The sequence below is a fragment of the Maribacter confluentis genome (assembly GCF_030505015.1).
In the GTDB taxonomy this organism is placed as follows: domain Bacteria; phylum Bacteroidota; class Bacteroidia; order Flavobacteriales; family Flavobacteriaceae; genus Maribacter; species Maribacter sedimenticola.
The window spans coordinates 1,823,191-1,836,258 of sequence record NZ_JAUKUC010000001.1 but is presented as its reverse complement, the minus strand read 5'-3'; the positions used below and the strand labels follow the sequence as shown (position 1 = coordinate 1,836,258).

13 protein-coding genes are annotated in these 13,068 nt (G+C 35.5%); 6 read left to right on the top strand and 7 right to left on the bottom strand.

Annotation, left to right across the window (positions count from 1 at the left end):
- Both atpD and Q2T41_RS08080 read left to right on the top strand, forming a co-directional pair.
- Nucleotides 1-1,509 carry a F0F1 ATP synthase subunit beta gene (gene atpD, locus Q2T41_RS08085; protein WP_304435660.1) on the top strand — a complete coding sequence of 503 codons (1,509 nt, stop codon included), beginning with the start codon at nt 1-3 and terminating at the stop codon, nt 1,507-1,509.
- Between the two features lie 82 nt (nt 1,510-1,591).
- Nucleotides 1,592-1,870: a F0F1 ATP synthase subunit delta/epsilon gene (locus Q2T41_RS08080; protein ID WP_089260930.1), complete on the top strand. Its 279-nt coding sequence runs from the start codon at nt 1,592-1,594 to the stop codon at nt 1,868-1,870.
- A 52-nt stretch (nt 1,871-1,922) separates the two neighbouring features.
- Here the strand turns inward: Q2T41_RS08080 and Q2T41_RS08075 are convergent, their stop codons facing one another.
- The 6 genes from Q2T41_RS08075 to Q2T41_RS08055 form a co-directional block, all read right to left on the bottom strand.
- Nucleotides 1,923-2,129: a helix-turn-helix domain-containing protein gene (locus tag Q2T41_RS08075; RefSeq protein ID WP_304435659.1), complete on the bottom strand. Its 207-nt coding sequence runs from the start codon at nt 2,127-2,129 to the stop codon at nt 1,923-1,925.
- A gap of 2 nt (nt 2,130-2,131) precedes the next feature.
- A complete protein-coding gene (locus tag Q2T41_RS20745; protein WP_367186841.1) occupies nt 2,132-2,620 on the bottom strand; it encodes a DUF2975 domain-containing protein in 489 nt (162 codons plus the stop codon).
- Between the two features lie 79 nt (nt 2,621-2,699).
- The gene (locus tag Q2T41_RS08070) at nt 2,700-3,233 is read right to left on the bottom strand and encodes a GNAT family N-acetyltransferase (RefSeq protein WP_304435658.1); all 534 of its coding nucleotides are present in this window, start codon (nt 3,231-3,233) and stop codon (nt 2,700-2,702) included.
- Between the two features lie 2 nt (nt 3,234-3,235).
- The gene (locus Q2T41_RS08065) at nt 3,236-5,026 is read right to left on the bottom strand and encodes a M61 family metallopeptidase (RefSeq protein WP_304435657.1); all 1,791 of its coding nucleotides are present in this window, start codon (nt 5,024-5,026) and stop codon (nt 3,236-3,238) included.
- Between the two features lie 78 nt (nt 5,027-5,104).
- Nucleotides 5,105-5,503 (bottom strand): response regulator, encoded by a 399-nt coding sequence (locus Q2T41_RS08060; protein ID WP_304435656.1) that lies wholly within the window; start codon nt 5,501-5,503, stop codon nt 5,105-5,107.
- On the bottom strand, nt 5,500-7,776 hold the full coding sequence (locus Q2T41_RS08055) for a PAS domain S-box protein (protein WP_304435655.1): 2,277 nt from the start codon (nt 7,774-7,776) through the stop codon (nt 5,500-5,502). The genes Q2T41_RS08060 and Q2T41_RS08055 overlap by 4 nt, the downstream gene beginning before the upstream one ends.
- A 298-nt stretch (nt 7,777-8,074) precedes the next feature.
- Here Q2T41_RS08055 and Q2T41_RS08050 point away from each other — a divergent pair, with 298 nt between their 5' ends.
- Genes Q2T41_RS08050 through bioD form a run of 3 tightly spaced genes read left to right on the top strand, consistent with a single transcriptional unit; the run spans nt 8,075 to nt 10,248 of the window.
- Nucleotides 8,075-9,232, top strand: a complete 1,158-nt coding sequence (locus Q2T41_RS08050) for an aminotransferase class I/II-fold pyridoxal phosphate-dependent enzyme (protein WP_304435654.1) — start codon at nt 8,075-8,077, stop codon at nt 9,230-9,232.
- A 7-nt stretch (nt 9,233-9,239) separates the two neighbouring features.
- Nucleotides 9,240-9,623, top strand: a complete 384-nt coding sequence (locus Q2T41_RS08045) for a putative signal transducing protein (RefSeq protein WP_304435653.1) — start codon at nt 9,240-9,242, stop codon at nt 9,621-9,623.
- Nucleotides 9,624-9,630: 7 nt separating this feature from the next.
- Nucleotides 9,631-10,248 (top strand): dethiobiotin synthase, encoded by a 618-nt coding sequence (gene bioD / locus Q2T41_RS08040; RefSeq protein WP_304435652.1) that lies wholly within the window; start codon nt 9,631-9,633, stop codon nt 10,246-10,248.
- Here the strand turns inward: bioD and Q2T41_RS08035 are convergent.
- Nucleotides 10,234-11,724, bottom strand: a complete 1,491-nt coding sequence (locus Q2T41_RS08035; RefSeq protein WP_304435651.1) for an ArnT family glycosyltransferase — start codon at nt 11,722-11,724, stop codon at nt 10,234-10,236. The genes bioD and Q2T41_RS08035 overlap by 15 nt on opposite strands.
- Nucleotides 11,725-11,793: 69 nt before the next feature.
- Between Q2T41_RS08035 and bioA the strand changes: the two genes are divergently transcribed.
- Nucleotides 11,794-13,062 carry an adenosylmethionine--8-amino-7-oxononanoate transaminase gene (bioA, locus tag Q2T41_RS08030; protein ID WP_379921257.1) on the top strand — a complete coding sequence of 423 codons (1,269 nt, stop codon included), beginning with the start codon at nt 11,794-11,796 and terminating at the stop codon, nt 13,060-13,062.
- Nucleotides 13,063-13,068: the final 6 nt, after the last annotated feature.

Here is a 13,068-nt window from a genome sequence, read left to right as displayed (position 1 = left end):
ATGTCAAAAGTTACAGGTAAAGTTTCGCAAATCATTGGGCCAGTGGTTGATGTAGAATTTCAATCAGGTGCTGATCTACCTAGAATCTATGATTCCTTGGAAATTGTAAACAAGGATAAGTCAATTTTGGTTTTAGAGGTACAATCCCATGTTGGCGAAAATACGGTAAGAACCATATCTATGGATTCTACCGATGGTCTAAGTAGAGGTGTTGAAGTAGTGGCTACGGGAAGTGCGATCCAAATGCCTGTTGGGGATGATGTTTATGGCCGTTTGTTCAATGTAATCGGTGATGCTATTGATGGTTTGGGAAATTTACCTAAATCTGGAGAAAATGGTCTGCCAATACACAGGGAGGCTCCAAAATTTGAGGACCTTTCGACTTCAACAGAGGTTTTATATACAGGTATTAAAGTAATTGATTTGATCGAGCCTTATGCAAAAGGTGGTAAAATTGGATTATTTGGTGGTGCAGGTGTTGGTAAGACGGTTCTTATTCAGGAATTGATCAATAACATTGCAAAAGGACATGGTGGACTTTCTGTTTTTGCCGGTGTAGGTGAAAGAACACGTGAAGGAAATGATTTACTTCGTGAGATGTTGGAGTCTGGTATTATCAAATATGGTGATGATTTCATGCATTCTATGGAAGAAGGCGGTTGGGATTTGAACAAGGTAGATAAAAATATAATGAAAGAATCAAAGGCAACGTTTGTTTTTGGTCAAATGAACGAACCACCTGGAGCCCGTGCAAGGGTTGCTCTTTCTGGGTTGACCATAGCGGAATATTTCCGTGATGGAGCTGGTGAAGGTCAAGGTAAAGATGTTCTATTCTTCGTTGATAATATCTTCCGTTTTACCCAAGCAGGTTCAGAGGTATCGGCACTATTGGGTCGTATGCCATCTGCGGTAGGTTACCAACCAACTTTGGCAACGGAGATGGGTGCAATGCAAGAACGTATTACATCAACGAAAAGAGGTTCTATTACCTCTGTACAAGCGGTATACGTACCTGCGGATGATTTAACGGATCCAGCTCCGGCAACTACATTTGCCCACTTGGATGCTACAACCGTATTATCTCGTAAAATTGCTGAGCTAGGTATTTATCCTGCTGTGGATCCATTGGATTCTACATCAAGAATATTAACTGCTGAAATTTTAGGAAAAGATCACTATGCCTGTGCGCAAAGAGTTAAGGAGCTTTTACAACGATATAAAGAGCTACAAGATATTATTGCCATTTTAGGTATGGAAGAATTATCTGAAGAAGATAAATTAGCAGTTGGTAGGGCACGTCGTGTACAACGTTTCCTTTCTCAACCTTTCCACGTAGCGGAGCAGTTTACTGGGCTTAAAGGTGTATTGGTAGATATCAAGGATACCATTAAAGGATTTAATATGATCATGGATGGTGAATTGGATCACTTACCTGAATCTGCTTTTAACTTGAAAGGTACTATAGAAGAAGCGATAGAGGCTGGTGAGAAAATGTTGACTGAAGCTTAGAACTAGTAAGCAGTAAGCAGTAACAGTTTGCACTTTGTTTGCTACTGTATGCTGAATACTGAGTACTGAATACTTAAAAAATATGTATTTAGAAATTGTATCGCCAGAGGCCACTTTGTTTGCAGGAGAAGTAACATCTGTTACCGTACCCGGTATTAACGGAGAGTTTCAGATGTTAAAAGATCACGCTCCAATAGTTTCTTTGTTACAGGAAGGGAAGGTTAAAATTGCCGGAAATGTGACTTTGGAAAAGGCTCACGCATCAAAATTCAGTAAAGATTCTGATGGAAACACTGTGCTACCTATAACTAGTGGTACCATTGAATTAAAGAATAATAAGGTTATTGTACTGGCGGATTAAGGCGTACAATTGTTATAAATTATAAAGGCTACACCTTAAAGTGTAGCCTTTTTTATTCAATTTCATATGCGAGTATATCAGCAGGTTGACAATCTAATGCTTTGCAAATAGCATCCAGTGTAGAAAAGCGAATGGCTTTTGCTTTACCTGATTTAAGTATGGATAGATTAGCTTCGGTAATACCAATCATTTCTGCCAGTTCTTTACTTTTTAAATTACGGTCTGCTAATACGGTATTTAAGTTAACGACAATGCTCATAATTATATGGTTAGGTCGTTTTCATTCTTAAAGTAATAACCCTGATCAATTATTTTTGATATAATTAAAAGGAATAAAGAAGTAATTAATAACGTTACAACACCTTCGATGACTCCTTTAGTATTATATTCTATTAATTTCTGGTAATTTTCACCTAGCGAAATTTCAATTATGTTAATAAATAATCTTATAAAAGAATAGTACAAAAATACTCTTCCAATAGTTTTAAAAGATTTTCCGTTTTTCTTGGATAGAAAATTTTCAAGGTTTATTTTATTTATGACTCTACTAAATTTGAATAAATAAAAGGTTAAAATACTGCTGATACTAATTTTTGCTATTAAAATGCAAATAGGAATTGTTAAGTTATCGTAGATGTTTTCAATTAATATCAAGTTGTAAAGATCTGAACTTGATCTAAAAATTGCAACTAATCCTCCTATAATCCAAAGACAAATTAATAGGTATAGAAAAAAAATAAGATTCTTCATATTTACAATTATTATCGTTTAACGATAATAAATATATAAAAATTATCGAAAAACAATAATAAAATCTAAATTTATTGGATTATGATGTCCTCAAAGATATCAATTCCCAATCTTGACCTAAGGAACGATAGGTGCATATTTTTGTAAAACCAATAGCATAATGGGCGCTCAAAGAACGGCTATTCGTGGCATCCACTTCAGTTATGATACTGGTATAAATAGGAAAGGCTATTTTTTTCATTGCCGCGTACAACCCTCTAAAAACACCTTGTTTTCTATGGGTCTTTGCAACACAGATTTGACCCATGGTAATATAATTCTGCAGATGATTTTTTTCTATTTCCGTAAACATAGGTCTTAGGACGGAAATATCATCCTTAAAATCTTGTGTCATGGATAGTGCATAACCAACTACCTTACCCTTGTGTTTGGCAATAGTATGCGGAAAAGCATTGTTCATTTTAGTAAGAAGTTCCAAACTATGTTCAACGGTGACAAATCCTTCTCTTGCCATCTCCGTAGCGGTAACGGAAGATCTTAAATTCATTTGTTGTATGGAAAGAATTTGCATTAATTCTTCCGTAGTACTTGCACTGGTGTAATTGATTTCCATAATTACAGTTTTAACCAAGAATTACGAGCATTAAGCATTTGCTTAGAAGGTAAATTTTCTGTTTTTTCCATCAATTGAATGGTATAGTGTGGATCTGGTTCAAGCGTTAACACGGTATTTTTTTTATTGCCATCTCTTATAAAGTCAATAGAAAGCTTATCTGTTGGCCTAAATTGTTTCAATAAAGCATTGAATGCAATATCTTCTTGCAATGGCCTACCGTTAATGTGGGTAATTAAATCACCCTTGTCCAAACCAGCGGTATAAGCAGGACTTCCTATAGTTGGATTACTTTTAATTATACCATTGTTCTCATTGGAAATTGTTACCGCAGCCCCAAAATATACAGTATTGGAATCTTGAGAAATAGAAACACCAACACTTTCTAAAAGTTCCTTGTATTTGGGCATACCACTCTTATATATGTAATTATTGAAAAATTGGTTACCAAATTCCTCGCCGGCATAAGTGTTCAAGGTTTGGTGTAAATTTTCTAGCGTATAAGGTATTTCAGTTTTACCATATTGAGACCAAACAAGCTTCATAAAATCATCTAAGTTCAATTTTTGTTCCCTTAGGGAAAGGTCCAACGCCAAACCTAAAACACTACCGTAGGAATAGTAAGATATAAATGTATTTTCCCTGTTAACGGGATCTACGGATGTGGCAGCATCTACAAAAGGAGCTTGATAGCTCATTTCAATAGGATTAAAAAATTGTAGGGCCGGCGAATTCCAAACATAATTAAATGTACCCGTCAATCCTTCAATATATTTTTCTGGTGATATAAGTCCGGCTCTACATAAAATTAGATTAGTATAATAACTAGTAAAACCTTCTGCAAACCATAGGGCTCCGCTCATATTTGCTTCTTCAAAATTAAATGGTTCCAAAGATTTTGGTCGTATACGTTCCACGTTCCAACTATGGAAAAACTCATGGGAAACCGTACCTATATTTCCATCCATACCACCATTTGCCAATGTTCTTGTGCTTGTTAGTATTGTTGAATTTCTATGTTCCATGCCATCACCGGATGCGTTTGGTATATAGCAGGCTAGAAAAGTGTAGGTATTATAATCGAATTGTGGCAACTCACCGAACACCTCTTTTTCGGCAATTACTACTTTTTTTACTTTCTCAAAATACTTATCTGCTTCTTCTTCAGTTTCTAGGTCATGAAGAGCAAGTTTTACGGTTTGATCATCAATAATGAATTCCCTTACCTTGTGGTTACTTAGTTCTGTGGGGCTATCCATAAAATAATAAAGGTTTGGAGCGCTATAAGTGTTGTTTTTAACCTTTACTAATTGAGTGGCAATTTTCCATTCTAAATCTTCTCTATTTACAAAATCAACTTCAATGGGTCTGTCCCTTAAAGAAGGAGCATAAATAAATGTGGCCGGTATATTTAAATGCGCATGGGATTCATCTATTTGTGAATAGGTACCGTCCCCTCTATCTGCAAATAAGATGTATTCAATTGTTACACTTCCGTTATGCCCGTTAATTTGCCATTCATATGGGTTGGGCCTATGGATTTTAAGTAAATTACCTTGGGCATCTTTGGCTTTAAAAGCATAAACGTTCTTGGCAAATTCATGTAGGGCATATCTTCCCGGAGATGTTCTGCTCATTCTTACGGACAATGTATCTTGATCAATATCTAGGAAGTTTACCGTAACCACGGCCTCATGGTGTATGGCATTATCAAAAGATATGGAATAACTTATCGTTTGCGCACTAAGAGATGGTGCTGTCAAAAAGAGAAAAATTAGGTACAAATAACGCATACAATGTTTTTAGCTAATATAATGAAGCTAATGCATGTTTGTAAAATTTGATTCTAATTATTAAGCGTGAAGAAGGGATTATTCTCCAAATTTAGATTGAATGGCATTTTTAATTTTTTTGAAAACAATATCATTTATGGGTTTTATGACAAAATCCGTCACTAATGGGCTAGCCATAAGATTATCGATATCTAGCTTATTGCCAGAGGAGGTCAATACAAAAACCATACAATTTGAAGGGTTGGCAAGGACTTCAAAATGTTCCATAAATTTCCAACCGTTCATTACGGGCATATTCAAATCTAAAAACACAATGTAGTTGTTATCTTTGCTATAATCTTCCTTTAAAAAGTTGATAGCCGTTAATCCGTTAGTGAACAATGTTATATCGCCTATAATATCAGTTGCCTTTAAACCTTTTTCCAACAAAAAGGTAAATATTGGATCATCTTCTATAATAATTATTTTATAACTCATTCGATTTCTTCTATATTCATTCGTTGTACGGTACTGTCTACTATTTTCTTTATGACCACATCTATCTCATCTGCAGAATCTATAATGTATTGCAGCATACGGTTTTTTTCTTCAGAATCAAGATCATGATTTTCGTCCCTAATAAGATTAACCAAGCCCATTAATCTTGCAACAGGAGCTCTTAGTTCATGGGATTGTGTCCATGCAATTTCCTTTAATTTTGCATTTTGTTTTTCAATGGCCTTTAAGTAGTTGATACGGTTACTTACATCTCGTGAATTTACTACAATACCGTTTATGGAAGGTTCGTCCAATTTATTGGTTACAGTTGTCTCCATCCAAATATATTGGTGGTTTTTCATTCTGAACCTAAATGGCCTAATTTTGGTTTGGGGTACTTCCAAGATTTCATAAAATTGTTTTAGGACTTCATCATAATCTTCAGGGTGTACATAGTCAAATGCATTGGTGCCTAAATATTCCTTTGGGGTTGTTTTCAAAATTCTGGTAGAAGTTGGACTTACATATAGGAAATTGGCTTCTGTATTTAATATGGCAATTAAATCACTACCATCTTGTACCAAAGATTTAAATCGGCGTTCTGATTGTTCAAGTTGTACGTCAGCTTTTTTCTTCTCGGTTATATCACGGCCTATACAGTACACTACCCTTTCTTTTTCGTCCCAATTTGCGGACCAAAGCATGGGTACTATAGTATTGTTCTTGTGAATATATCTATTTTCAAATCCCGTAACCTTTTCACCTTCTAAAATTGCGGATGCTTCATTCGAGGACAATTTTTTGTCCTTTTCATGTACAAATTCTAAATATTGCTTACCGATCAAGTCCTTTGGTTCATATCCCCAAATTTTTTGGCAGGCCTTGTTAATGCTCAGGAAATATCCTTCTTCATCTATGGTACAAATGATATCCAAGGATGCATCCAATATTTTTTGCATTTCCTCTTTGGCACTTATCAATACCTGCTGTGACAAAACCTCTGATGTTATGTCTTTAGAATAGCAGGTAAGACCTAATAATTTACCATTGTTGTCATAAAGGGGGTTAAAAGAGGTCAACCCATAGGTGGTTCTAAGTTTTACCGGATTGTAAAATTTACCTTTAATGGAAAACTGTTCTCCGTTTAATGCCCGGGCATAATTATTTCTCCATTTATTATTGATATCATCATCAAAATTTTCAGAAAACACAACATCCCCAACATTAAACTGATAGCCAATATTGTCCCTTATCAATTCATGATAGGCGTTATTTGCCATTATTAATCTGTATTCGGTATCAACGGACCATAAAAGATCCTTGGTGTTATTGATAATGGCTTCCTGGTTATTTTTAAGCTTTACCAGTTCAAAATCATCATTTACTTTTTGCGTAATATTCTGAATGGTACCGTACATCAAAAGCGGTTGATCATTGTCCCAAGACAATATTTTACCGTTATCATGAACCCAATTAGTTTCCCCCCTTAAGTTTATAATTCGGTATTTAATATCATAAATTTCAGTCTTTTGCTCAAAACAACGTTCTAGTTTTGCCCTGACCAATTTTAGGTCTTCCGGATGTATAAAATTTTCCCAATCAGAATATTGTAAGGTTTTTTTTGCTTCGGCGGAATAACCTAGAATTTTTAGACATTCATAATTTAATTTCATTAAATTAATCTTGATATCCCGTTCCCAAATACCGATACCAGTTGCAGAAACGATGTTATCAAGAAGTATACCTTTTTGTTCTAATTTATTTTTTTGGTGCCGTGATATTTTTTTTGATTTTCTTAATTCAAATAATTGTATGATCTGCTTGGCAAGTGTTTTTAAGCCATTTATTTGCAGCTCATTGAGTTGTTTTGATTTTTGGTCCATGACACATAATGAACCTAATTGATATCCATCATCGTTAGTTAAGGAAACTCCAGCGTAGAAACCAATTTTCAAATCTCCTTTGACAGAAGCATATTCTGAAAATCGTTTATCCTGGTTTGGGTCTTCTACGATTAAAACATCTAAATCATCAAGAATTAAATATTTGCAAAAAGAATCATCTAGTGTAGTACTAGATAAATCCAATCCATGATGCGATTTAAAAAATTGTCGATTATCGTCCACTAAAGAAATAAGGCTTATAGGGGTGTTGCATATAGCTGCTGCCAAAGCCGTGACATCATTGTATAGGGATTCCTCTTCAGAATCCATAATAGTATAAGAACCTAAAGCTTCTAATCTTTCTTTGTCTGCAATTTTATCTCTTTTCATAGCCAATCAATCAGAAAAAAATTATAGCGCTAATAGCAATATACAATATTAATAGTAGGAAAATTCCTTAAAAATTGTGCAAAAATATGTTTATTCTTTAACACTTAAACATTATTTCACGTTTATTTTTGATAAAAAATAAATGTAAACTCCTATTTATCAACGTTCTAAATGATTGTAAATGGTGATTTAAAGCCGGTTTTCTTAAAAAACAGATTTTTTCTCAACTTAGGAGTAAATAATTCTTCATTTCATTAAAAACTTCCGTTTCAATTCATAGAAAAGTTATTTTTGCTCAATGAGTAAAACACCCGCTAGGTTAGTAAGATTATTGGCAGACCGTAAGGAAGAAGACACCTTTAGGCATTTAACTTCACAGAGTGGCCTAATAGATTTTTTGTCCAACGATTATTTGGGATTTGCCAATAGTGAAACACTGTTTTCTAAAACTTTTCAGGTGCTTTTAAATGAAGGGATAGCTTCCAATGGATCAGGAGGGTCGCGTCTTTTGTCCGGTAATCACAAACTTTATGGCCAATTGGAACCTTTGTTAACTAATTTTTATAAAGCGGGGGAAGCATTGGTCTTCAATTCTGGTTATGATGCTAACCTTGGCTTATTCGGCGCCGTACCACAACGCGGTGATATTATATTTTATGATGAGTATGTTCATGCAAGTATACGTGAGGGGATACGAATGAGCAATGCAAAATCATATAGTTTCTTACACAATGATTTGTCTAGCCTAAAAGACCGAATTGCATTGAATTTGGCGAGAAATGATCAAAAAGATAGTATGGTATATGTGGCTACCGAAAGTGTTTTTTCAATGGATGGAGATTCTCCCGACTTAAAAGCTTTTGCGGATTATACCAATACTAACGGCTATCATTTAATTGTTGATGAGGCCCATGGCGGTGGCGTGTTAGGTAAAAATGGAGAAGGTCTAGTGGCAAAATTGGGGTTGCAGGAAGCTGTTTTCGCAAGGACCATAACCTTTGGAAAAGCATTTGGGTGTCATGGTGCAGCGGTTTTGGGCAGTAATGACCTTAAGGCATTTTTGGTCAATTTTGCAAAACCGTTAATATACACCACAGGCTTAACGCCACATACATTGGCCACTATTCTTACGGCCCATACATTTTTTAATGAATTAAGTAAAGAGCCAAAAGTAAGGTTAGCGGAAAATATTGCATGTTTTAAAGATCAGGTCAAAGCATATAAATTAAATGATTATTTTATTGCTAGCGATACAGCTATACAATGTTGCGTGGTCCCTGGTACAAAAAAGGTAAAGACGGTATCCAAAAAACTATTGGATAAAGGATTTCATGTTAAGGCCATTGTATCTCCAACGGTGGCCGAAGGTCAAGAGCGACTTAGAATTTGTTTGCATAGCTTTAATTCCAAGGAAGAAATAGGACTATTGCTTAAATTGTTATCCAGTTTTATTTAGTATGGGCATGGAAGATAAATTTTATCAATTGGCTAGTTTTGAATATGTTGCCGATGTACAGATTGTAAAGGGTAAACTGGAGTCAGAGGGTATTCCGGTTTTTTTAAGGGATGAGAATACCTTAAATTCCGATCCTCTTATTAGCAATGCCATTGGGGGCGTAAAATTGCAGGTATATTCAAAGGATAAGGAAAGGGCAATTGCTATTTATGATGAAATCAGGGCCTATGCCGTAGATGAACAAGGTAATCCTATTGTATGTCCAAATTGTAAGGCAAAACGATCAGAACCATATTATAACAGTAAGGGGGTATTTTATAAACTTTTTCCATTTTTTGAAAAAAGAAAGTATAAGTGCCTAAATTGTAAAATGATTACGAACTCAAAGTAAGAATATAATGCAAAAGATATTTGTGACTGGAATTTCAACAGAAGTAGGCAAAACAATTGCTTCTGCTATTTTTACCGAAGCTCTAACGGCAGATTATTGGAAACCTGTGCAAGCGGGAGATTTGGACAATACAGATGTAGATAAGGTGAAAAGGTTGATTTCCAATGATAAATCTAAGTTTCATCCGTGCAGCTATGAGTTGAAGGCAGCTATGAGTCCGCATGCCGCGGCAGAGTTGGAAGGTATTAGAATAGATAGGTTCCATATCAATGAACCGGAAACCGATAATAATTTGATCATTGAGGGTTCTGGGGGAATATTGGTACCCTTAAATGATGAGGATACCATGTTTGATATTATTATGCCAGACTACAAGGTGGTAGTAGTTTCCAGAAATTATCTGGGCAGTATTAATCATTCTTTATTGACGATCAATTGGCTTTTACATAAAGGTTATGATGTATCCGTACTGTTCAGTGGGGAAGCAAATCCGCAGACCGAAAATATCATATTGCATAAAACTGGTGTATCCTTGATTGGTAGAATAGATGAGGAAAAGGAGTTTACCAAGGAAGTGATCAAAAAATATGCCAATAAATTTGAGGGTATATTAAGGTCGCTCTAGTCGTTGTAATACTTCTGCATTTTCAACATCGGCCAGTTTTACATAATGTGTAGAAAGGTAATCATCTATATAGGTATTTACTTCTATCAATTTCTTGTCGAAAATCCGTTTGCCTTTTCTTGTTATTACCGTTTTGGGCCGTATGACCTCCATAATGTATTGTAATTCTTCAATAGCAATTTTTCTAGGGTTGTTGAAAAATGGGAACAGTTCATCCCTGCAAATATTACTGGGATGTGTAGCCGCAATGGTGGGCGGTAGCGTATTTAAATTCCAATAACCAATATGGTATTCAAAAAAAAGTATGTTTTTGGTCTCTAAATTGTGATCTGTAATATATTGTGGTACAGAGAAACCCTCGCCATTATAAAGTGTATTTTTTTCATAATAGTTTTTGGCGACATTGATATATTCCAAATAACTTTCTGCAGGTATCAACATTCCTACAAATGCAAGGAAAACCGGTATTCTTGGTTTATAACGTAATAAAATATTTGAAATCACTACGCCCAAAAGGATTAGAAATAGAGGGTGTAATTGTATGAGGTAATGGCCGTTTATCCTTCCGCCTTTTATAAACGATAACAATATCCCAAAAATAGAGACCAGCAGTAACTGGTGGGTTCTGTTTTTAAAATCAATGTATTTGTTTTTATAGGCATAGATGAGAAACAAACCTATAATAACGAATATAGGAGCAAGTTTAAGGAATGAGTATCTTCTAGCCTCGGTATATTCCAAAGGGGCCAGAATTACTGATTTCCACCATACTAAGGTTTGCCCGGTTATATAATAAGGGACTATGGTAGCGAGAATCACGCTAAGTATTGCTATACCAAATAAAATGACTTTTAAAAAACCCTTCTTTTTTTTAGTAAGCAATGCTTCGTGCAAAAGGAACAAGCCAATAAAGCATATGGGGAATGCCATATTCAGTTTGACCATTACCGTAACTCCCATGAGCAGTCCGGCAAAAAAGATGGCAAACGCAGATTTTTTTTTCAGTATCAGGTAGATTGCAGGAACAAAGAAAGCAACGCAGATATGTTCTGACATTACACCTTGCAAACTGCCAAACAAGCTGAGCAATACAATACAGGACACGGCAACAATTATAGATGATGTTTTGGCCAATATGGTACGTGCAATTTTAAAGGTAAAGAATGCTGTAATCAAAACGGTGAACACTCCTGCTAATCTAATGGCAATAAAGCTTTTGCCGAATAGGGTGATTATGGAGGCAAAGAAAGCAAAGGTTAACGGGGGCTTTAAGTCCCATAATTGGGTATAGGGCAAAAAACCGTTGGCCCAAGATTGCCCAAGTAATATAAACGTACTTTCGTCCCTGTCAATATAGTCCCTGAAGAAAAAAGGGAACCGTATAAAAAAGGTGATGCAAAAAAAGAATAAAAGAATGGTGGAATTTTTCCATTTGGAAATGGTATAAAATACATTTTCGTTTCTTTTCAAGGACATCTTAAATTTGCGGTTTATTTCCCGATCTTTGCAAGATAGATAAAATGAGGAATTATAAATTTTATGGCCGTGGAAAATCTATCAACTAGAGATAAAAAGTATTTGTGGCATCCTTTAACTCAACATAAGTTAAACAAGCCCCAATTACCTATTGTAAAGGCAAAAGGGGCACTTTTGTTTGATGAGGACGGTAATGAATATATAGATGGTATTGCATCTTGGTACACCACAATGTATGGGCACGGCAATGACCAGATAATTGCCGCAATGACCAAACAGATGCAAAAGTTGGATTTTGTAATGTTCAGTGGCTTAACACATGAACCGGCTATTGAACTTTCAGAACAGCTTATCAATATTTTGCCTGACAATCAAGCAAAACTTTTTTTTAATGATAATGGTTCTACGGCAATTGATGCGGCCATAAAAATGGCGTTTCAATATTTTCATAATGATGGAAAAAAAAGAGATACGTTAATAGCATTTGAAGACGGATTTCATGGAGATACCTTTGGGGCAATGAGTGCTTCTGGACTTTCTTCGTATAATGGACCGTTTGAAGATTTTCTATTAAAGGTTGTGCGCATTCCTGTACCGCAAGAAAACAATCTGGAATTGGTCAAAAAACAATTGACGAATATTTTAAGTGAAAACAGCTGTGCGGCCTTTATATTTGAACCGCTGGTACAAGGTGCCGCAGGAATGAAATTTCATTCCGCACAAGGGCTTGATGAGTTGATTCAACTATGTCAAACTCATGATGTGCTGTGTATTGCCGATGAAATAATGACAGGATTTGGGAAAACGGGAACGGATTTCGCTTCTGAAGTCCTTGTGAACAAACCAGATATTATCTGTCTGAGCAAAGCGCTTACGGCAGGTATGTTCCCTTTAAGTATTACCAGTTGTTCACAAAAGCTGTATGATAGGTTTTTAAGTGATGAGGTACACAAAGGTTTTTTTCATGCGCACACTTTCAGCGCACATCCTATTGGATGTGCTGCGGCTTTAGCCGGAATTAGCCTTTTAAATTCTTCTGAAATTAAGGAAAGAAGGCAGTATATAGAAAAGGAGCACAACGTATTTGCTGCAGAAGTTAAAAACCATGAAAAGATAGCTGAGGTAAGGGTCAAGGGGGTCATTTTGGCTATAGACCTACAACTGAAAATGGAACGGTATGGCAACTTGCGTGATGAGCTGTATCAATTTTTCTTAAACAGTGGCGTTTTGCTTAGGCCATTGGGCAATACCGTTTATGTACTGCCCCCTTATGTAATTACCAACATACAACTTCAAAAAATATATGCCGCCATTAAAAAGGCATTAGATACTTTTTAGATTAAT

Bases quoted from the DNA above. Each gene is read 5' to 3' on its own strand.
- Q2T41_RS08070 (WP_304435658.1), bottom strand. From the start codon at position 3,233: ATGGAAATCAATTACACCAGTGCAAGTACTACGGAAGAATTAATGCAA.
- Q2T41_RS08075 (WP_304435659.1), bottom strand. From the start codon at position 2,129: ATGAGCATTGTCGTTAACTTAAATACCGTATTAGCAGACCGTAATTTA.
- Q2T41_RS08045 (WP_304435653.1), top strand. From the start codon at position 9,240: ATGGAAGATAAATTTTATCAATTGGCTAGTTTTGAATATGTTGCCGAT.
- Q2T41_RS08060 (WP_304435656.1), bottom strand. From the start codon at position 5,503: ATGAGTTATAAAATAATTATTATAGAAGATGATCCAATATTTACCTTT.
- bioD (WP_304435652.1), top strand. From the start codon at position 9,631: ATGCAAAAGATATTTGTGACTGGAATTTCAACAGAAGTAGGCAAAACA.
- Q2T41_RS08050 (WP_304435654.1), top strand. From the start codon at position 8,075: ATGAGTAAAACACCCGCTAGGTTAGTAAGATTATTGGCAGACCGTAAG.
- Q2T41_RS08055 (WP_304435655.1), bottom strand. From the start codon at position 7,776: ATGAAAAGAGATAAAATTGCAGACAAAGAAAGATTAGAAGCTTTAGGT.
- Q2T41_RS08080 (WP_089260930.1), top strand. From the start codon at position 1,592: ATGTATTTAGAAATTGTATCGCCAGAGGCCACTTTGTTTGCAGGAGAA.
- Q2T41_RS08035 (WP_304435651.1), bottom strand. From the start codon at position 11,724: ATGTCCTTGAAAAGAAACGAAAATGTATTTTATACCATTTCCAAATGG.
- Q2T41_RS08065 (WP_304435657.1), bottom strand. From the start codon at position 5,026: ATGCGTTATTTGTACCTAATTTTTCTCTTTTTGACAGCACCATCTCTT.
- Q2T41_RS20745 (WP_367186841.1), bottom strand. From the start codon at position 2,620: ATGAAGAATCTTATTTTTTTTCTATACCTATTAATTTGTCTTTGGATT.
- atpD (WP_304435660.1), top strand. From the start codon at position 1: ATGTCAAAAGTTACAGGTAAAGTTTCGCAAATCATTGGGCCAGTGGTT.